The organism is Arthrobacter sp. B0427-1-12, from assembly GCF_059092905.1.
In genome coordinates this window covers 22,185-40,723 of record NZ_JBNHIC010000004.1, presented here as the reverse complement: position 1 = coordinate 40,723, position 18,539 = coordinate 22,185, and the positions used below count along the sequence as shown (strand labels likewise).

22 protein-coding genes and 3 tRNA genes are annotated in these 18,539 nt (G+C 68.1%); 7 read left to right on the top strand and 18 right to left on the bottom strand.

Translation table 11 applies throughout. The annotated features are described in order from the left end of the window. Nucleotides 1-8: 8 nt before the first annotated feature. Together AC5RWU_RS04655 and AC5RWU_RS04650 are read left to right on the top strand one after the other, a co-directional pair. Nucleotides 9-797, top strand: coding sequence for an exodeoxyribonuclease III (locus AC5RWU_RS04655; protein ID WP_494030008.1), 789 nt, complete (start codon nucleotides 9-11; stop codon nucleotides 795-797). Beyond that, nucleotides 794-1,669: a DUF8083 family protein gene (locus AC5RWU_RS04650; protein ID WP_494030009.1), complete on the top strand. Its 876-nt coding sequence runs from the start codon at nucleotides 794-796 to the stop codon at nucleotides 1,667-1,669. The genes AC5RWU_RS04655 and AC5RWU_RS04650 overlap by 4 nt, the downstream gene beginning before the upstream one ends. A gap of 13 nt (nucleotides 1,670-1,682) precedes the next feature. Here the strand turns inward: AC5RWU_RS04650 and AC5RWU_RS04645 are convergent, their stop codons facing one another. The 9 genes from AC5RWU_RS04645 to AC5RWU_RS04605 all read right to left on the bottom strand — a co-directional run bounded on the left by AC5RWU_RS04645 (nucleotide 1,683) and on the right by AC5RWU_RS04605 (nucleotide 5,228). Next, a complete protein-coding gene (locus AC5RWU_RS04645) occupies nucleotides 1,683-2,294 on the bottom strand; it encodes a hypothetical protein (RefSeq protein WP_494030010.1) in 612 nt (203 codons plus the stop codon). After that, the gene (locus AC5RWU_RS04640; protein ID WP_494030011.1) at nucleotides 2,291-2,872 is read right to left on the bottom strand and encodes a hypothetical protein; all 582 of its coding nucleotides are present in this window, start codon (nucleotides 2,870-2,872) and stop codon (nucleotides 2,291-2,293) included. The genes AC5RWU_RS04645 and AC5RWU_RS04640 overlap by 4 nt, the downstream gene beginning before the upstream one ends. After that, entirely contained in the window at nucleotides 2,869-3,246 is a 378-nt protein-coding gene (locus AC5RWU_RS04635; protein WP_494036933.1) for a hypothetical protein, read from the bottom strand. Before AC5RWU_RS04635 ends, AC5RWU_RS04640 begins: the two co-directional genes overlap by 4 nt. A gap of 41 nt (nucleotides 3,247-3,287) precedes the next feature. After that, a complete protein-coding gene (locus AC5RWU_RS04630; protein ID WP_494030013.1) occupies nucleotides 3,288-3,479 on the bottom strand; it encodes a DUF2273 domain-containing protein in 192 nt (63 codons plus the stop codon). Between the two features lie 38 nt (nucleotides 3,480-3,517). Next, the gene (locus tag AC5RWU_RS04625; RefSeq protein ID WP_494030014.1) at nucleotides 3,518-4,036 is read right to left on the bottom strand and encodes an Asp23/Gls24 family envelope stress response protein; all 519 of its coding nucleotides are present in this window, start codon (nucleotides 4,034-4,036) and stop codon (nucleotides 3,518-3,520) included. Nucleotides 4,037-4,170: 134 nt separating this feature from the next. Next, complete coding sequence (locus tag AC5RWU_RS04620; protein WP_494030015.1) at nucleotides 4,171-4,707, bottom strand: hypothetical protein; 537 nt, start codon at nucleotides 4,705-4,707, stop codon at nucleotides 4,171-4,173. 172 nt (nucleotides 4,708-4,879) lie between these two features. After that, a tRNA-Phe gene (locus AC5RWU_RS04615) sits at nucleotides 4,880-4,955 on the bottom strand. 51 nt (nucleotides 4,956-5,006) lie between these two features. Continuing rightward, nucleotides 5,007-5,080 (bottom strand) — tRNA-Asp (locus tag AC5RWU_RS04610). 75 nt (nucleotides 5,081-5,155) lie between these two features. After that, nucleotides 5,156-5,228: transfer RNA gene (locus AC5RWU_RS04605), tRNA-Glu, on the bottom strand. 203 nt (nucleotides 5,229-5,431) lie between these two features. Between AC5RWU_RS04605 and AC5RWU_RS04600 the strand changes: the two genes are divergently transcribed. The 3 genes from AC5RWU_RS04600 to AC5RWU_RS04590 are packed head-to-tail and all read left to right on the top strand — an operon-like array spanning nucleotide 5,432 to nucleotide 7,705. Beyond that, on the top strand, nucleotides 5,432-5,791 hold the full coding sequence (locus AC5RWU_RS04600; RefSeq protein WP_494030050.1) for a metallopeptidase family protein: 360 nt from the start codon (nucleotides 5,432-5,434) through the stop codon (nucleotides 5,789-5,791). Nucleotides 5,792-5,809: 18 nt separating this feature from the next. Then, a complete protein-coding gene (locus tag AC5RWU_RS04595; RefSeq protein ID WP_494030016.1) occupies nucleotides 5,810-6,736 on the top strand; it encodes a cation diffusion facilitator family transporter in 927 nt (308 codons plus the stop codon). 39 nt (nucleotides 6,737-6,775) lie between these two features. Beyond that, the gene (locus AC5RWU_RS04590; protein ID WP_494030017.1) at nucleotides 6,776-7,705 is read left to right on the top strand and encodes an NADP-dependent oxidoreductase; all 930 of its coding nucleotides are present in this window, start codon (nucleotides 6,776-6,778) and stop codon (nucleotides 7,703-7,705) included. Between the two features lie 17 nt (nucleotides 7,706-7,722). On the opposite strand, the gene AC5RWU_RS04585 is transcribed toward AC5RWU_RS04590, so the two are convergent. Both AC5RWU_RS04585 and AC5RWU_RS04580 read right to left on the bottom strand, forming a co-directional pair. Then, nucleotides 7,723-8,727: a universal stress protein gene (locus AC5RWU_RS04585; RefSeq protein ID WP_494030018.1), complete on the bottom strand. Its 1,005-nt coding sequence runs from the start codon at nucleotides 8,725-8,727 to the stop codon at nucleotides 7,723-7,725. A gap of 115 nt (nucleotides 8,728-8,842) precedes the next feature. Then, nucleotides 8,843-9,493, bottom strand: a complete 651-nt coding sequence (locus AC5RWU_RS04580; protein ID WP_494030051.1) for a copper resistance CopC family protein — start codon at nucleotides 9,491-9,493, stop codon at nucleotides 8,843-8,845. A 102-nt stretch (nucleotides 9,494-9,595) separates the two neighbouring features. Here AC5RWU_RS04580 and AC5RWU_RS04575 point away from each other — a divergent pair, with 102 nt between their 5' ends. After that, the gene (locus AC5RWU_RS04575; protein WP_494030019.1) at nucleotides 9,596-11,044 is read left to right on the top strand and encodes an NCS2 family permease; all 1,449 of its coding nucleotides are present in this window, start codon (nucleotides 9,596-9,598) and stop codon (nucleotides 11,042-11,044) included. Between the two features lie 152 nt (nucleotides 11,045-11,196). Here the strand turns inward: AC5RWU_RS04575 and AC5RWU_RS04570 are convergent, their stop codons facing one another. Together AC5RWU_RS04570 and AC5RWU_RS04565 are read right to left on the bottom strand one after the other, a co-directional pair. Further along, nucleotides 11,197-11,955 carry a 3-hydroxybutyrate dehydrogenase gene (locus AC5RWU_RS04570; protein WP_494030020.1) on the bottom strand — a complete coding sequence of 253 codons (759 nt, stop codon included), beginning with the start codon at nucleotides 11,953-11,955 and terminating at the stop codon, nucleotides 11,197-11,199. 10 nt (nucleotides 11,956-11,965) lie between these two features. Further along, nucleotides 11,966-13,351, bottom strand: a complete 1,386-nt coding sequence (locus AC5RWU_RS04565; RefSeq protein WP_494030021.1) for an MFS transporter — start codon at nucleotides 13,349-13,351, stop codon at nucleotides 11,966-11,968. A 133-nt stretch (nucleotides 13,352-13,484) separates the two neighbouring features. Between AC5RWU_RS04565 and AC5RWU_RS04560 the strand changes: the two genes are divergently transcribed. After that, on the top strand, nucleotides 13,485-14,396 hold the full coding sequence (locus AC5RWU_RS04560; RefSeq protein ID WP_494030022.1) for a LysR family transcriptional regulator: 912 nt from the start codon (nucleotides 13,485-13,487) through the stop codon (nucleotides 14,394-14,396). 304 nt (nucleotides 14,397-14,700) lie between these two features. On the opposite strand, the gene AC5RWU_RS04555 is transcribed toward AC5RWU_RS04560, so the two are convergent. The 5 genes from AC5RWU_RS04555 to AC5RWU_RS04535 all read right to left on the bottom strand — a co-directional run bounded on the left by AC5RWU_RS04555 (nucleotide 14,701) and on the right by AC5RWU_RS04535 (nucleotide 18,515). After that, nucleotides 14,701-15,549 (bottom strand): spermidine synthase, encoded by an 849-nt coding sequence (locus AC5RWU_RS04555; RefSeq protein ID WP_494030023.1) that lies wholly within the window; start codon nucleotides 15,547-15,549, stop codon nucleotides 14,701-14,703. Further along, nucleotides 15,549-16,064, bottom strand: a complete 516-nt coding sequence (locus AC5RWU_RS04550; RefSeq protein WP_494030024.1) for a GNAT family N-acetyltransferase — start codon at nucleotides 16,062-16,064, stop codon at nucleotides 15,549-15,551. The genes AC5RWU_RS04555 and AC5RWU_RS04550 overlap by 1 nt, the downstream gene beginning before the upstream one ends. Nucleotides 16,065-16,081: 17 nt before the next feature. Then, on the bottom strand, nucleotides 16,082-16,762 hold the full coding sequence (locus AC5RWU_RS04545) for an O-methyltransferase (protein WP_494030025.1): 681 nt from the start codon (nucleotides 16,760-16,762) through the stop codon (nucleotides 16,082-16,084). A gap of 66 nt (nucleotides 16,763-16,828) precedes the next feature. Beyond that, on the bottom strand, nucleotides 16,829-17,158 hold the full coding sequence (locus AC5RWU_RS04540; RefSeq protein ID WP_494030026.1) for a thiamine-binding protein: 330 nt from the start codon (nucleotides 17,156-17,158) through the stop codon (nucleotides 16,829-16,831). A 25-nt stretch (nucleotides 17,159-17,183) separates the two neighbouring features. Further along, nucleotides 17,184-18,515 carry an FAD-binding oxidoreductase gene (locus AC5RWU_RS04535; RefSeq protein WP_494030027.1) on the bottom strand — a complete coding sequence of 444 codons (1,332 nt, stop codon included), beginning with the start codon at nucleotides 18,513-18,515 and terminating at the stop codon, nucleotides 17,184-17,186. Nucleotides 18,516-18,539 lie beyond the last annotated feature (24 nt).

Sequence of the window (18,539 nt, the reverse complement as noted above, 5' to 3'; positions counted from 1 at the left end):
TAGAGACCGTGAAGATTGCTACCTGGAATGTGAACTCCATCCGTGCCCGTGCCGACCGTGTCGAAGCCTGGCTGCAGCGCTCCGACGTCGACGTCGTCGCCATCCAGGAAACCAAGGCGACGGATGAGAAGTTCCCGTGGGACCTCTTTGAGAAGAGCGGCTACGAGGTGGCCCACTTCGGGCTGAGCCAGTGGAACGGCGTCGCCATTGCGTCCCGGGTGGGGCTCGACGACGTCGAACGCACCTTTGTGGGCCAGCCCGTCTTCGGCGACCCAGAGATCGCGGAGGCCCGCGCCATCGCGGCGACCTGCGGCGGCATCCGGGTGTGGAGCCTCTATGTGCCCAACGGACGCGCGCTCGGGGATCCGCACATGCCGTACAAGCTGGCGTGGCTGGACACCCTCAAGAACCACGCGGCCAAGTGGATTGCGGAGGATCCTCAGGCGCAGATCGCCCTGATGGGCGACTGGAACGTGGCGCCGGAGGACCACGATGTGTGGGATATGGCGGTCTTCGAAGGCGCCACCCACGTCAGCCCGCCGGAGCGCGCGGCATTCAAGGCGTTCCTCGAAGCCGGGTACACCGACGTCGTGCGTCCCTATGCGCCCGGTCCCGGCGTCTACACCTACTGGGACTACACGCAGCTGCGGTTCCCCAAAAAGGAGGGCATGCGCATCGACTTCATCCTGGCATCGCCGGCGCTGGCCGCGCGCGTGACCGGCGCACTGATTGACCGGGAGGAACGCAAGGGCAAGGGCGCTTCGGACCATGCGCCCGTGATCGTGGAGGTGGCGTGACGGACGAAGCCAGGGCCCCGGGCGGAAACAACCATGTACGGGCAGACCGCTCCTTCCCGTTCGTCTCCTACCTTCGTGTCTATGAGCCGCTGGATTCCTTCTCCGAGGCGCAGCAGCTGATCATCATGGCTCAGCGCGGCCGGGACCGCAAGGATACCGAGCGGCAGGAACGGACCGAGTCCGTGCAGCGCATCACTCGCCCGGTCTCCGACCCATTCCCGCACCATGGTGAGGACCTGGTCCGCGTTATTCACTACCCCGCCGCCAGTGGCATCACCACTCCCTTCTACTGCCCCAACCAGCTGGTGGTCCGGACCACGCTGGCCGCCGAATCGCTCCAGCAGAGCATCCGCGGACCGCTGCTGGATGTGCTGCTGCCCGATGCCGCGCAGACGGCCCACCAGGAACGCATCGACCCGGATGCCTTTGCGGATTCGCTGTCCAAGCTGCACACCCGTTCCGCCACCTGGGGCGTTCCCTTCGGCTGGTTCGTGCTGCTGCAGGAGGAAGACCACACCGAGGTCATCGAGGAGGAGGGCCGGGTCCGCACGGTGCGGATCACCGCTCCGGTGCAGCAGTGCATCGAACGGGCCAAGTACGCCGTAGCGAGCCTGGCCATTGCCGCCCCGGAACTGGACCTGCTGGACGAACTGACCGAACTGGCCGAATGGCTGGAAACCTTCAGCCCGGAATCCATCGTGGAGCTGGATTATGGCAGGGTCGCCGATACGGTCCATCCGGACGATTCGCCCTCCGACGTCCGGGTCGGCATCGAATGCCTGGCCGAGGGGGATATGACCGGCGCGGCGGCCGCCTACCGCCGGCTCGCCTCCCGCTGGATCCCCATCCGCCAACTGGCCCGCGCCAGCTAAAGCCTCGCCTGAGCTAGCGGACGCGGTCGGGGCGAACCAGGCGTGCCCGCGCCGGCCCGATGCTGATCAGCACCGGGGACTCGGAGCCGACCACCAGGTCCATGGCCTCCACCAGGACGGACACGTCGTCCGCCACGCGGTACGGCGGGACACCCTGGCGCGGCAGCACCCGGATCTTCAGCGCCCGGCTGCCCTGGAAGTCGTACGTGGCCACGGCGGCGTGCACAATGTCCGGCCGCTCCTGCAGGGCGGTCTTGAGCGCATGCTCCGCCACACCGGCACTCAGCGAGATGGCCCCGGGGACGCCGTCATCGTCGTCGTAATCGGTCACCAGGTCACCGGTGCGCCCCTTGCCCTGGGCCGCCACCCAGGCAACCATCAGCACGATCACCGCGATCAGCAGCAGCGTGATCACGATCCAGAGCCAGCTGTCCTTCTGCCCCGGCAGGGTCGTGGCGGTGAACAGCGCGTCCAGCCGCGCTTCCACGGCGCGCGCCAGCTCCCCCCACCAGCCCCGGGCCGCCGGCACCGCCGCCAGCACGACGGCGAGCGCGCCGGCGAGCATCAGCAGCGCCCCGAACAGCGCCAGCAGAATGTGGTTGAGTTTCCGGGGGGTCTGGTTCATTGCCCGATCACCCCGCTTCCGGCAATGCGGACGCGCACCTGGGGCATCGGATCCACGAAGGTCCGCCGCAGCTCATCCTCCACAGCTGCCTGCACCCGCTCGGGACTGACCGGAAATCCGGAGGTGGGGCGCAACTGCACCTCCACCAGCCGGCGCGAGACGGTCACAAGCACCTGTTCCGGAGTCACTCCCGCGATCATCCGCGCGCGGCGCGCCAGCGAGGACGCCACCATCTCCGCATCGACTACGACGGCGGCCCGCGGGTTCGGGATCACGTGCCGGGCCCGGCGCCCCGGCAGGATGCCCTGCAGGAAGAACAGCAACCCGACGATGAACAGCACGGCACCGGCCGCACCGAGCAGCAGCGGCTGGATGCCCGAGGGCAGGTCCCGGATCCAGGCGCCGGCGGTTTCCGGGGCCAGCAGCCATTCGTCCTCGCCCAGCGCCTTGAGCGCGGTTTCCAGCATCGCATAGAGGCAGGCCAGCGAAACCAGTACCGCTGCGATCACCGACGCGATCGCCCGGGACGAGGTCATTTCCCGGCGGACGATCCTGCGGTTCAGTTCGCCGCCCGTCATCGCACGCGCCCTCCTTCCACTGTGAAGACCCCGGTGAAGCGGATGTCAACGCGGCTGAGCCGGGATCCGCTCAGCCGGGACACGCGCTCAAGGATGATCGGTTTGGCCGCGTGGCCGCGTGCCCGGATGGTCCCGCCAAAGCCCTGGACCAGGGACGGGTCCCGGGCCACCTTCGCCAGCGGCGGAATACCGATGGGCATGGCCAGGGCCAGCGCCAGATAACCCTGGTCATCCGTCCACGTCACCCGGACCTGGTGGGCGGGCACCCGCAGCACTTCGCCGGCAACGGCCTGGGCCACGCTGGTCAGCGCCTGGCTGCTGATCCGGTTGTGCCCCACGTACGGCTGGTCTTCGCCGGAGTCCGCGGCCGTCAGGGGCACGGTTCCGGCTGGTCCGGAAACTCCGGTTGCCCCTGTCATGACGAGGAGCGGCGGCCGGTCAGGGCATCGCGCACGCCGCGCCAGTCCAGTTTGCCCTCGGCCGCCCGGCCGGCCAGGGCTCCGATGGCCATGAACAGCGCCACCAGCAGGAATCCCCAGAAATTGAACAGCAGGGCGCTGAACGCCAGGACTGCTCCAACGGCGATACCGACGACGGTAGGATTCACGGTGTTCCCTACTTCCTTGCAGTGATCTTCCCTGCGGCCTACGGCTGGACTGCGGACGGGGGTGCCGGCTTCTCGCCGCCTTTGGCTTCCTGCAGCCCCGGCACATGCACATCGTTGATCTCCACGTTTACCTCGATGACATTCATTGCCACCAGCTTCTCCACTGCGGCGTACACGGCCGCGCGCACGCGGTTGGCGATCTGCGGGAGCGGGTCCCCGTAGATCGCCACCAGGTTGATGTCGACGGCGACCTGGCTCTCCCCCACTTCGACGTGGACGCCCTGGGTGAGATCACCGGCGCCGACGACATCCCGCAGCGCGCCGAGCGCGCGTCCGCCACCGGAGCCGAGGGCGTAGACGCCCGGAACGGCGCGCGCCGCCACCGCCACCACTTTGGCGACGGCGGGTTCGGAAATGACGTTGCGGCCGGTCACCCGCGGCGCGGCGGGGACCTGGGGATCGCGGGCAGGCGGCACGCCCGCCGGCAGCGCACGCTCTCCGGACGGCGGCAGCGGCGAGCCTCCCGCGGGTTCGAGGTTCTGCGTTTCGTCCAACATGTACACCTTTCTCTTGTGCCCAAGCCTAGTCCGTGCCGCCGACATTGCATCCGGTCCTCAGCGCACCAGGTGGACAGCGCACCAGGTGGACAGCGCAGCAGGTGGACAGCACAGCAGGCGCCGGCAGGGAGGTGCTAGTAGCCGCAGGTGCGGTCGATCCATCCCTGGATGGAGTTGACGGCCTGGTTGAAGCCGGGACGATCAAAGGTTCCCTGCAGCGTTCCGGTCCCGCCGCCGTCGTACGCCAGGACCGCCTCCAGTCGGCTGGCATCCGCCTTCAGGTCCGCCGGAACCTTGTCCCGCAGTTCGCGGGCCTCTTCGGCGAATTCATCCAACTGGCCGGCTTCGGCGCCGTCCAGGAGCCGGAAGGGAGCAATGCCGATGAAGGCCAGGCTCGCGGCAGCGTCCGCGCAGGCGGGGTCCTGCACACCGGGCTGGCCGGGTGCCCCAGGGGCGGGCCGGCCGGACGGGGCGACGGTCTGCGCCTGCTGGGGCGAGGACGGAAGCTGCCGGGACGTCGGCGGCTGCACCAAGGCACCCGAGGTACGGTCCGTTGTACCGGCGGGTCCGGCAGGCGCGGAGCAGCCGGCACCGCTGACCAGCAGGGAGCCGGCGAGCAAGGCAAGGACCGCGCCCCGGCCGCGGCGCGGCATGTACTTCGTGCAGGTCAAATGAATCCAGGCCTCCCCTCTAAGGCAGAACGGCCGGCCGGCGGTCCAGGTTCCGGACCTTGATGAAACGCACATCGGACGCTGCAGCATCAAGGCGGTCCCGAATGGCGGGTTAAACAACAAAAGCCAGAACCCTGGGGTCCTGGCCATGATTGCGGTGCTCATCCACCTGTGGTGGCTCCGACCGGCGTCGATCCGGTGACCTTTCGATTTTCAGTCGAACGCTCTACCAACTGAGCTACAGAGCCTCGGCAATTTCTTGCCGAAGACAACCCGGAAAATCTTCCAAGTCGCCGAAGCGACCCTGACGGGACTTGAACCCGCGACCTCCGCCGTGACAGGGCGGCGCGCTAACCAACTGCGCTACAGGGCCTTGCATTTCACGAGAGTCAATCCTACCAGCATTTCTGCCGGGGATTCACCACCCGAAGGTGATGCCCCTCATGAGTACCCCCAACGGGATTCGAACCCGTGCCGCCGCCGTGAAAGGGCGGTGTCCTAGGCCGCTAGACGATGGGGGCCTTTGGACCAATCCGGTTCACAGCCGCGAGTTTCCCCGTGGAAGCGTTCCCGTTGTGGACCTCTAAAACTATAGGGGGTAAATAGCGAATTAACAAAATCGGGCCCGGCGCCCACCAGCAGGAGGCTTCAGTGGGGGTGGATGCGGGATTACGACGGCGGTACCCCGGCGTGGCTGGGTAAGGTTCTGTACGTGCCCATAGACATGCCGCTGTCCGAATTCGAGGATGCCGTCGACGACGCCATCGACCGCATACCGGAATCGCTGGCGCGCGCGATGTCCAATGTCGCAATCTTCATCGAGGAAGAGTACGTGCCCCGTCCGGACGAGGACCCGGACACCGAGCTGCTGGGGCTCTATGAGGGTACCCCGCTGACGGAACGGGACTCCTGGTGGGCGGCGGGATCGCTGCCGGACCGGATCCTGATCTTCCGCCAGCCGATCCTGCGGATGTGTGAAACCCGCGAGGAAGTCATCGAGGAAGTGCTGATCACGGTGATCCACGAGGTAGCCCACCACTTCGGGATCGACGACGAGCGGCTGCACGAGCTGGGCTGGGGCTGAACCCGCTACTGTTGATTCATGGGGCACGGACACAGCCACGGCATCCAGCAGCCGATGACAGCGACGGCGAAGCACCGCCGCCGCCTCCTTCTGGTCGTTGCCATCACGCTGGCCGTCGTCGTCGTCCAGGTGATCGGCGCCGTCCTGTCCGGTTCCCTCGCCCTGCTGGCGGACGCCGGCCACATGCTCTCCGACGCAGCGGGCGTCTCCCTGGCGCTGCTGGCAGCCTGGATCGCTGCCCGCCCGGCGACGGCCCGGCGCACCTACGGCTACCAGCGCGCGGAAATCCTGGCCGCCCTGGCCAATGCGGTCCTGCTGATGGTCATCGCGGTGACCATCTTCATCGAGGCCATCCGCCGGCTCGGCGAGACGCCCCAGATCCAGACCGACACCATGCTGGTCACCGCCGCCATTGGTGCCGCGGCCAACCTGCTGTCGCTGCTGATCCTGCACGGCGGGCACCGGGACAGCCTGAACGTCCGCGGCGCCTACCTTGAGGTGCTGGGCGATCTGCTGGGATCCCTCGCGGTGATCGCCGCCGCCGTCGTCATCGCACTGACCGGCTTCAACCAGGCGGACACCATCGCTTCGGTGCTGATCGCCATCATGATCGTCCCGCGGGCATGGAGCCTGCTGCGGGAGGTGATCGACGTCCTGCTGGAGGCGACGCCCAAGGGTGTTGATCCGGAGCAGATCCGCGAACACATCATGAGTGCCGAGGGCGTGGTCGACGTGCACGACATCCACATCTGGACCATCACGTCCGGCGTGCCGGTGTTCTCGGCCCACGTCGTAGTGGACAACGATACGCTGTCCGCCGAAGGCATGGACCGGGTACTGGACCGGCTCAGCCACTGCTTGGGCAACCACTTCGACACCGCGCACTGCACATTCCAGCTGGAACCGGCGGAGCACGCGGTGCACGAAAGCCGGCACCACGCCTAAGCTTCCCCTACGCGTCCAGCCTGAGAGGTCAACCCCGGCATGAAGATCATTGGAATCAAGGAATTCGGAGGGCCGGAGGTCCTCACCGTGCTGGAGGCGCCCGAGCCGCATGCGGGTCCCGGCGAGGTCCGCATCCGGGTCAAGGCTGCCGCTGTGAATCCGACGGACACCGTGGTGCGGTCCGGCGCCCGCGGCACCGGCGGCCAGCAGCCGCCCTACGTTCCCGGGATGGACGCGGCCGGTATTGTCGACGAGGTCGGCGGCAACAGCCCCTGGCAGGTCGGCGACCGGGTCATGGCCATCGCCCTGCCGTTCGGTGAGCACCGCGGCGCCTATGCCGAATACCTGGTGGGGCCGGCCGATTCCATGGCCCGCGTGCCGGCGGGCGCCGACTTTGCCGCAGCCGCAACCCTGCCCATGAACGGGCTCACAGCCTGGCAGATCCTGGAAAAGCTGGACCTGAAACCCGGCCGGACCCTCGCCGTGACCGGCGCGGCCGGAACGCTCGGAAATTATCTGGTGCAGCTGGCCAAGCAGGCCGGCTTGACCGTCGTCGCCGACGCCGGACCGCAGGACCGGGACCTGGTGCGGAGCCTGGGGCCGGACCACGTGGTGTCGCGCGGCGACGACGTGGCGGAGCGCATCCGCGCGCTCTTCCCCCACGGCGTCGACGCCGTAGCGGACGCCGCGGTCCTGAATGAGAAGGCAGCGGCTGCGGTCAGGGACGGCGGCGGTTTCGCAACGGTGCGGAGCTGGAGCGGCGATCCCGGCCGGGGCATCACCGTCCACAAGATCAGCGTCTTCGACGAGTACCACTCACAGGAAAAGCTGGGACGGCTGCGGCGGCTGGTGGAAGACGGTCTGCTCACGCTCCGTGTGGCGGACACGCTGCCGGCGGAAAAGGCGCCCGAGGCCCACCGCCGGCTCGAAGCCGGTGGAGTCCGCGGCCGCCTGGTACTGCTCTTCTGAGGCGGGGACCCGGCGCGTCAGGCCATCATCGGCCCGAAGTCGGCGCGGTCCGCCAGCCGCGGATCGTCCTCGTCCGGCACCACCATGACCGGGCCCTTGGCATGGTGAAGTACGCCCTGGCTGGTGGAACCCAGCAGCATGCCGGCGAATCCCCCTCGGCCGCGGGAACCAACGACCAGCAGCTCCACCTTCCGGCTGGCCTCGATCAGTACCTCCACCGGCGGGCCGTCCACCAGTTCGGTGGTGATGGTGAGCCCGGGGAAGTGGCTATGCAGCCATTTCTTGCCGGCCTCCAGCTGCGCATAGACGTCCTCGTGCAGGGCCTCCCGATCCAGCGGAGCCGGGACCCAAGCCAGTGAGCCGGTGAACGGCGGCAGCGCACAAATGACATGCAGCGGATAGCCCCAGCGCATTGCCTGCTCCGCAGCCACCAGCGACGCCTTCCGGGCCTGTTCGGAGCCATCGACGCCGACCGCGACGACGTGCTCAACCTCGACCGGGATCTCGTGCTTCTCCTTGGCCGGGGCCTGCACGCCGGCATCGTCGAGCCGGGCTGCGGCGCTGAGCGGGACCGTGACGGTGGCGCACTTGGCGTGCGCCGGCAGCGCGCTGGAGACCGAACCCAGCAGACGGCCGACGAAACCGCCGCGCCCGCGGGTGCCGACGACCATCAGCTCCGCTTCCTCGGACAGCTCCAGCAGCACTCCGGCGGCGTCGCCGGTTTCCACGCTGGCGTGGACTTCGATGTCGTAATTGGAAATCCTGGTGGCTGCCTGCTTCAGGACCGCTTCGGCGCCCTCGCGGATCACCGCATCATCCACGGTGGCGTAGCCCGCGTCCATGCTCGAGGCCGCGAAGACCGGAACCGTGTAGGCCGAAACCATATGCAGGGGGGTCCGGCGCTTTTCCGCTTCCCTGGCAGCCCACACCAAGGCGCACAGACTCTGATCCGAACCGTCAACACCGGCCACTATTCCGCGTCGAACACTGCCCATTCCACGTCCAGCTGCAGCTTCACTCATGGTCCCTGCCTCCTTGGAGTTGCGACAATTGGCATCTACGCCCAGTGCTTCTAGCTTACCGTTCAGGCCCTCCATAGCCAGAGGACGGAGGCCGGGCCTGCCTGTGGCGGAGCCGCTACTGGCCGGGCCGCCCCAGCCGGCGCTTGGCCATGACGGCGATGATGACGCCGAGCACCACCAGTACTGCAATCATGCCGATGACACTCCAGGGAATGTCCTGCTGCACCGAGGTGCTGTCGGGCGCTGACTCCGGCGTGCCGGTCTCGATCGGAGCCGCGGTCCCGGCGCCCGCGCCTGCGGATCCCTCGGAGACCGTGAAATTGAACGTTCCTTCGATGGGGTGGCCGTCGGAGGAGACCACCCGCCAGGCCACGGTGTACGTACCGGCAGGCGCATCGGCCCGGACTGCCTGCGAGGCGGTGTTATCCACAATCTCCGTTGAGCCTTCCGCCCAGCTGTTGCCGCCGCCGTCGTTGATCTGGATCTGCGACCCCAGGGCGACGGGGTTATTGGAGAACGTCAGCGTGATCTCCTCAGGCATCTGCGCCACCGTGGCGTCCACCGCGGGATTCTGGCCGGTGAGCTGGTCGTGGGCCGACGCCGGAGCCGCCGGCAGGAGCACCGCCCAGGCCGCCAGCAGCAGCGCCAGCAGGATGGCCGCCGTCCGGCGAACGGCGGGAACGACGGCCGGCAGGGCGTCGGACATGCTGCGGGACGGCTTGGAGCGGGCAGTGGCGGGCGGCAAGTACCTGGCTTCAACATGCATAGTCACCCTTCAAGCGTAGGCCAGCGGCACAACTGGACGGCAAGTGCGGGCGGTAGGATTCTTGCTGAAACCTTCCCCCTCCCACCTGCAGAGGACACTGTCATGCTCGAACAAGGGGCCAGGCTCAAACAGGGCTCGGCACTGGACCGGTACTTCAAGATCACGGAGCGGGGCTCCAATATCTCCCGCGAGATCCGCGGCGGCTTCGCCACCTTCTTCGCCATGAGCTACATCGTGGTCCTGAACCCGCTCATCCTCAGCGGCGCCGATTCCACCGGCGCCGAACTAGGCCACGCCCGGGTTGCGGCGGCCACCGCCCTGGTGGCCGGCATTCTGACCATCCTGATGGGCGCCTGGTCCAAGTACCCGTTCGCGCTGGCCGCAGGCCTGGGTGTCAACGCCTTCGCCGCCGTCACGGTGGCCACCAACCCAGGGCTCACGTGGCCGGACATGATGGGTCTGGTAGTGCTCTCCGGCATCACCATGCTGATCCTGGTCCTCACCGGCTTCCGGACGGCTGTGTTCAACGCCGTGCCCGCCAGCCTCAAGACGGCTATCGTCGTGGGCATCGGCCTGTTCATCGCGCTGATCGGCCTGGTCAACGCCGGCTTTGTCCGGCGCGTACCGGATGTCGCCGGGACCACCGTTCCTGTGGGCCTGGGCTTCGACGGCAGGCTGGTCGGCTGGCCCACCCTGGTTTTCATCTTCGGCCTCGTCCTGACCATCGGCCTGGTGGTCCGCAAGGTCCGCGGCGCGATCCTGATCGGCATCGTCGCCTCCACGATCCTGGCGCTGGTTATCGAGGCCGTGGCCCATCCCGGCGCCCAGCCGGCCAACCCGGCCGGCTGGTCCCTGGTGGTCCCCGGCCTGCCGGCCTGGGAGGCCCCGGACCTGAGCCTGATTGGACAGGTCAGCCTTTTCGGCGCCTTCCAGAACCTCGGCGGCCTGGCCGCAGCGCTGCTGGCCTTCGCCATCCTGCTCAGCATCTTCTTCGACGCCATGGGCACCATGGTGGGCCTGGCCAATGAAGCCGGCCTGGCGGACAAGGAGGGCAACATGCCCAACGTGGACCGGGTGCTGCTGGTCGACGCCTTCGGCGCGATCGCCGGCGGCGGAGCATCGGTCTCCTCAAACCAGATCTACGTGGAATCCGGCGCTGGCATCGGCGAGGGGGCGCGCACGGGGCTGGCGAGCATCGTGACCGGCCTGCTCTTCGTGGTGGCGGTGTTCTTCACCCCGCTGATCCACCTGGTGCCGTTCGAGGCCGTGGCCCCCGCGCTCGTCGTCGTCGGTTTCATGATGGCTTCCCAGGTGCACCGGATCGACTGGTCCGATCTTGGCCTGGCGATCCCGGCGTTCCTGACGTTCACCCTGATGCCGTTCACGTACTCGATCGCCAACGGTTTAGGCGCGGGGTTCATCGCCTACGTACTCATCCGCGCCTTCCAGGGACGGGCCAAGGACGTCCACCCGCTGATGTGGGCCGTGGCGGGAGCGTTCGTCATCTACTTCGGCATCGGTCCGATCGAGCAGCTCATCGGCCTCGGCTGACGAACTGCCCGATCGGCTTCCCGCCCTCACCATGAGTCAGCAGCACGCGCACGTCTGAGTCGTCAGACGTGCGCGTGCTGCTGAGCGAACCGGGGTAGGTGGGCCAACGGCGGGGCAAACAGGCCAGAGTGCAAGCGGCGGGAGTGCGGACGCTAGCTGGCGGTCCAGCCGCCGTCCATGGTGTAGGAGGCGCCGGTGACCATGCCGGCGTCGTTCCCGGCCAGCCAAGCGACCAGGGACCCGACTTCCGCCGGCTCCACCAGCCGCTTGACGGCGCTCTCGGTGAGCATGATCCGGCTAAGCACCTCCGCCGCGCTGACGCCGTGCACCTTAGCCTGGTCCGCGATCTGGTTCTCCACCAGAGCGGTGCGGACGTAGCCCGGGTTCACGCAGTTGCTGGTGACCCCGTGCGGGCCGCCCTCCAGCGCGGTGACCTTGGACAGCCCCTCGAGCCCGTGCTTCGCGGAGACATAGGCCGCCTTGAACGCGGAGGCCCGCAGCCCGTGCACCGAGGACACGTTGATGATGCGGCCGAAGTTCTGCGCGTACATGTGCGGCAGCGCGGCGCGGATCAGCAGGAACGGTGCCTCCAGCATCAGCGTGATGATCCGGTGGAAATCCGCCGGGTCGAACTCGTGGATGGGCCGGACCACCTGGATGCCGGCGTTGTTGACCAGGATGTCCGTCTGCAGGGATAGGCCGGCAAGCTCGGCGGTGTCCAGCAGGTTGACGGCCCAGGCCTCGCCGTCGATCTCGTGCGCCAGGGTCTTGGCGCCCACTTCATCCAGGTCCGCGACCGTAACCTTTGCGCCCCGGGCGGCGAGCGCCCGGGCGCAGGCCGCGCCGATGCCGCTCGCGCCGCCCGTCACCAGAGCCGTGCGGCCGGCCAGGGGCTGCTGTGAATCGCTCATGGCAGCCACCTCACTTCACCGGGGCAAGGCCGTGGCGGAGCGCATCGGCGGCATCGACGTCGCGCAGGGAAACACCCCTGGTTTCCTTGAGCGTGACGACGGCGACGGCCGTGATGGCGCAGGCGACGGTGATGTACAGGGCAACCGCCAGCCAGGAACCGGTGTCCCGCAGCAGCGCCGTGGCGATGATCGGCGCCATGGAGCCTGCCACAATGGAGGTCACCTGGTAACCCAGCGAGACGCCCGAATAGCGCATCCGTGTGGGGAACATTTCCGCCATGATCGCCGGCTGGCCGGCGTACATCAGCGCATGGAAGCACAGACCGATCGTGACGGCCAGGATGATGACCAGCGGGTTCTGCGTGTCGAACATCGGGAAGGCGAAGAAGGCCCAAGTGGCGCCGAGTACCGCTCCGGCCAGGTACACCGGGCGCCGGCCCATCGAATCGGAGAGCCGCCCGACCAGCGGAATCACCGCGAAGTGGACGGCGTGCGCCACGAGCAGGGCCAGCAGCAGCTGGCTCGTGTCGTAGGCATGCACGGTCTTCAGGTAGACGATCGAGAAGCTGACGATGATGTAGTAGAGGATGTTCTCCGCGAAGCGCAGGCCCATGGCGCCCAGGATGCCCCGGGGGTACTTCCTGACGACCTCCAGCACCCCGTAGCTGACGGCCTTCTCCGCCTCTACCTGGGCGCGGGCCTCCAGGAAGATCGGTGCTTCGGAGACGTGGGTACGGATGTAGTAGCCGATGACCACGATGACTGCGGACAGCCAGAAGGCCACGCGCCAGCCCCAGCCGAGGAACTGGTCCGACGGCAGGATCCAGGACATGCTCAGCAGCACCAGCGTGGCGAGCAGGTTGCCCACCGGCACGGCGGCCTGCGGCCAGCTGGACCAGAATCCGCGGGACTTGTTGGGGCTGTGCTCGGCGACGAGCAGAACGGCACCGCCCCATTCGCCGCCGACGGCGAAGCCCTGGATGAAGCGCAGCGCCACCAGCAGGGCCGGAGCCCAGTAGCCGATGGTATCGAAGCCGGGCAGGCAGCCCATCAGGAAGGTGGCGACGCCGACCAGCACGATGGTCAGCTGCAGGGTGTGCTTGCGGCCCAGTTTGTCCCCGATCTGGCCGAAGACAATGCCGCCCAGCGGCCGGGCCACGAATCCGACGGCGTAGGTCAGGAACGCTGCGATGATGCCGTCCAGCTCGCTGCCGGTGCTGGGGAAGAAGTAGGTGCCGAAGACCAGGCTGGCCGCCGTGGCATAGAGGAAGAACTCGTACCATTCGACGACCGTCCCCACCATGGAGGCGGACACGATCTTCTTCAATCCCGAAGTGCTCTCCCCGGCGGACTGGGCCCCGGCCTGCCCTGCGGCGGAGCGCTGGTTCACGCTCATGGATGTCTCCTTCTGCTGTTGTCGACGCTGACATTGGTGATGCAAACCACACATTGGCTTTCACTGAGTATTCCTGCACAGAGCGCGGGCTTCAATGACAAATACCGCAGAGTCGATCTGCGAAAATGCAGATATGAACGCTTCCATCCCGCTGCCGAACCCGGACGACCTGCTGATCCTGCGTGCGGTGGCCCGCAGCGGCCGCTTCACCACCGCAGCGGAGAACCTGGGCCTGAACCACACCACGGTCTCGCGCCGGATCAGTGCGCTGGAAAAATGCCTCGGCGGCCATGTGCTGGTCCGCGCCTCCGGCGGCTGGGAACTGACGGAACTGGGACAGCGGGCGGCTGAGGCGGCGGAAAACGTTGCCGCCGCCGTCGCGGCCCTGGCGGACGACGGCGGAGCTGCCGCCCAGCTGGCCGGCGTCGTGCGGATGAGCGCCACGGACGGGTTCTCCGCCTACATCGCCGCACCTGCGATGGCCCGGCTGCAGCGCAGCCACCCGCTGCTGAGCGTGGAGATCGTGGCGACCACGCGGCGGGCGTCCCAGCACCGCTCCGGCCTGGACCTGGAGGTGGTTGTCGGCCGGCCGCAGGTGCATCGGGCGCAGGCGCTGCACCTGGGCGATTACGTGCTCGGGCTGTATGCATCCCGCGCGTACCTGGGCGAACACGGCACGCCGCGTTCGCTGGAGGAGGTCATGGCACACCCGCTGGTCTACTTCATTGATTCGATGCTGCAGGTGGACAGCCTGGACACCCCGCGGCGGCTGCTGCCGGGCATGCGGGATTCGGTCAGTTCCACCAACGTCTTCGTGCATGTGGAGGCCACCCGCGCGGGGGCGGGCATCGGACTGCTGCCCTGCTTCATGGCCGACCGCCACGAGGATCTGGTCCGGCTGCTGCCCGCCGCGGTGGCCGAACGCCTGGCCTACTGGCTGGTGGCCCGGCCGGATTCGCTCCGGCAGCCGGCGGTGGCCGCCGTGGTCGAAGCCCTCCGCGAGGCGGCCGATGCCTATGAGGACCAACTGCTGGGACGGGTGTAGCAGCGTGCCTCAAATGTCCGTTAAGAAGTTGTCCGTTAACAGACCGGGGTGCCGGTCCGTTATCCAACTTGGGGGGGATTAGATAATCGGTTCCGGCACCCGGCGCCGGCCTTGAGCCGGCTGAGCAGGTAAAGCTCGCGCTCCAGCCACCATCCAAAGTGTGTGAAGCCTGTATTCAGTTACCTGCCTCTGAAGATAACTCCGGATGGGAGTATCTCCAGGCGCGCAGGCCATCTGTGAGGATGGCCTTCAAATCGATAATACATTCAACCCGGCCAAAGGGGTACCACTATGACAAGCGAGCTTAGTATTCACGTTTTTCGTCGCTGAGGACCCGCGAGCCCTTGCCAAAACGGCGAACCTGCGTATCTTCCCACAGGTGCGCCGGCATCGCCCCGCCCAGCAGCCGCCGCGCCAGCTGCGGCCAGGCGTCCCCGGCCACCAAAGGGGTATCGCTGCCGGCGATGATGACATTGCCGTACCGCCTGCCCTTGAGCATCGGCGGGTCCGCGATGATCGCCGTGTACTCGAAGGCGGCGCTGATGGTTGCCGCCTCGGCCCGGGCCAGCGCCAGGTTGGGGCCGTCCCCGCAGTTGACCGCGTACAGGCCGCCCGGTGCCAGCACCCGGCGGACCTGCGCGGTGAACTCGGCGGTGGTCAGCGGCCGCGGGGTCTCGCTGCCCGCGAAGACATCGCGGATGATCAGGTCCCGGCTCGATTCCGTCAGCGATTCGGTCACCTGGCGGGCTTCCCCCACCCGGATGCGCAGCAGCGGGGCACGGGGCAGGTCGAACCAGCTGCGCACCAGTTCGGCGAGCCGGCCGTCAAGTTCGACGACGACCTGCCGGGCATTGGGGTAGGCGGCGGCGAAGCAGCGGGCCAGCGAGCAGGCGCCGCCGCCCAGGTGCAGCGCGCGCAGGCGGAAGGAGTGCTCCCAGCGCGCCTGGACCAGGGCATCGATCCAGCGCATGTATTCGAACTCAAGCTGCAGCGGATCCGCCAGGTTGATGTGCGAACTCTGGACGCCGTTGATCCGCAGCATCCACCCGTCGTCGTTCAGGCGGTCGCGGGTCAGTTCGCAGTGGCCGGTGTCGATCTCAAAGACGCCTTCGACCGGACCCGCCGTCCCGGCGCCGCCTCTGGCACGGCCCATCAGCCCGGCTGCCCTGCCTGGCGGACCATCCGGACCTCCGCCAGGTTCTCCCACAGGCCGGACAGCAGCTGGCGCGCTCCGTCAGCCTCGAATCCGTTCTTGCGGTAGAAGCGCTGCGCGCGCGGGTTCTCCTCCAGAACCCAGAGGTAGGCCGGTGCGGCGCCGATCGCACAGTCCAGCAGGGCCCGCCCCACGCCCAGGCCGTGGACCCGCTGAAGGCAGTAGATCGAGTAGAGCTCCAGCGGCAGGCGGGCCGCCAGGTCCTGGTCCCGGGCGGGGCCGGCCACGGCGAAACCGGCGATACCGCCGTCGTCCATGGCCAGCCAGGTCTGCATCTCCCCGGCTGCGATGGCTTCCTGGTGACGCCGCACCCGCCCGGCGAACAGCTCCTCCTGGCGGGCAAAGAACTGGGCGGAGAGCAGGGCCGAGTAGCTTTCCCGCCAGGCCTGGATATGCATCCGGACCATCGCCTCGACATCGGCCGGTTCAGCGCGGCGGATGGCGATGGGAATCATGGATCCAGCGTACCGGCTCAGTTGACCACCGCGAGCGCGAAGCCGTCCCAGCCCTTGGAACCGACCGTCTGGATGGCGGTGGCGTCCAGGCGCGGATCGGAGCCCAGCAGCTCCAGTGCCTTCCGGGTGCCGCGGACGTCCTCGTCCACGCTGCCGTCCTCCCGGGTTCCGTCGCCCAGCACCGAGCCGTCGCGGACGACGTTGTCCACGATGATCAGGCTCCGGGACCGCGTAAGGCGCAGGACGGCGTCGACATAGTTGGCGTTGTTGGCCTTGTCCGCATCGATGAACACCAGGTCGAACGGCGCCGCGGCGTCCAGCTGCAGCAGGGTGTCCAGGGCGGCGCCGACCCGGATGTCCACCTTGTGCGCGACGCCGGCGCGTTCCAGGTTGGCCTGTGCGACGGCGGCATGCCGGGGTTCGTACTCGCAGGTCACCAACGTGCCGTCGTCGGGCAGGCCGCGGGCCAGCCAGATGGTGCTGAAGCCGCCGAGGGTACCGATTTCCAGCGCCCGGCGCGCACCGCGGATCCGGGCCAGCAGCATCAGCAGCTTGCCCTGCGTCGGGGCCACCTCGATCGCGGGCATGCCGGCCTCGGCGGTGGCGCGGACAGCTTCCTTAAGCGCGTCGTCGCTGCGGACCAGGGTGTCGGCAAGGTAGGTTTCGACTTCGTTCCATGCGGTGTTGTGGGCAGCCATAGAGCCAGTGTGGCACCGGCTGCGGCCCGGTGCCATCTTGGACGTCGGCCGGCACCTCGAGCATGGTCAGCTGGTCTCTTCGATGGCCTTCTCAAGCCGCTTCACTTTGCCCGTCAGTTCGCCGCTGTAGCCGGGCCGGATGTCCGCCTTCAGGACCAGCGAGACCCGGCTGCCGTACTTGCCCACGGCCTCCGTGGCCCGCTTGACCACCTCCATGACCTCGTCCCATTCGCCCTCGATAGTGGTGAACATGGCGTCTGTGCGGTTGGGCAGGCCGGAATCGCGGACGATCTTCACCGCCTCGGCAACAGCCTCATGCACCGAAGCATCGGGGTTGGCTCCGGCATAGCCGGCGGGGGCGGAACCTGACGGGGCAACGGAGAACGCAACAAGCATGCGCCCAGTCTCCCACAGCCCGGCCCTACCCGGCCGGTTCGATGTTCTGGTTACCGCGGAAGAAGTTCTCCGGATCCCAGTCCCGTTTGATCCGGGCCAGCCGGGCGTAGTTCCGCTCGCCGAAGGCGGCCCGCACCCGGTCCTGGCCCTCGTGGCCGATGAAGTTGAGGTAGACCCCGCCGGTGGCGAATTCGGCAACATCCCGCCGGAAGCCGCGCGCCCACTCGATGCTGGCAGCCGTCTGCTCCGGTTCCTCCCAGAGGGCAAAGGGGTGGGACACCCACGTGGCGGACCTGTTGGCCAGCGGCGTGGCGTCATCCGGAACCTGCGCTACGGCACCGCCCCACGGCACCAGCAGCAGCTGCGCCAGCTCGGACCGCCGCGAGGCGCCGTACCGGGCCAGGACCTCGAGGGCCTGGTCCGGGAAGGTGTCGTGGCAGTCGGCGGTCCAGTAGTTGTGCTTGCCCGGCGGGTCGTCGGTCATGCACTGGAAATCGGCATAGGGCATCGGCTGGACCAGGTCCGCGGCCGGCTGCAGTTCCCGCAGCGGGCGGATCGCTTCCGCTCCCTCCCCTGGATCCCCGGCGTACAGGAGTACGACGGCGGCCACGTTCCTGCCGCGCAAATGCTCCGGGATGGCTTCTTCCGCCGGTGCCGTAAGGAACGCCAGCGCCGAGCCCAGCCGCTCCGGGGAGGCGGGCGCGAAGTCGCGGTACGCCCTGGCGACGTCGGTTCCCGCCGCTTCGGGCCAGAGCAGCAGGCCCGCCTGGACAGCGGCCGGCAGGGGGTGGAGGTTGAAGGTGAAGGACGTTGCCACGCCGAAGTTGCCGCCGCCGCCGTGCAGGGCCCAGAAGAGTTCCGGGTTTTCGGCGGCGCTGGCGGTGACTTCCCCGCCGTCGACCGTCACCATGTCGACGGCGGCCAGGTTGTCGCAGGCGAGCCCGCAGGACCGCTCCAGCCAACCGGAGCCGCCGCCCAAGGTGAAGCCGGAAACCCCGGTCGTGGAAACGCGGCCGCCCGTGACGGCCAGGCCTGTGTCCTGGAGCGAACGGTCGAATTCGCCCCAGGTCACCCCGGCTCCGACGGTCGCCGTGCGGGCCTCCGGGTCTACTCGGAGGTCCTTTATGGGCCGCACATCGACCACCAGGCCGTCGTCGTTCATGGACATGCCGGCCACGGAGTGGCCGCCGGAACGTACGGCGACGGGCAGTTTATGTTTCCGGGCGAGGCCCAGGGCCTGCCGCACGTCATCGGCCCCGGCGCATTGCGCGATCACCGCCGGCCTGCGGTCGATCATCGCATTGAAGAGGGCCCGGGCATCGTCATAGCCCGCATCATCCGGCCTGATCCAGTTCATGGCAGCAAGGTACGCCCGGCCCCG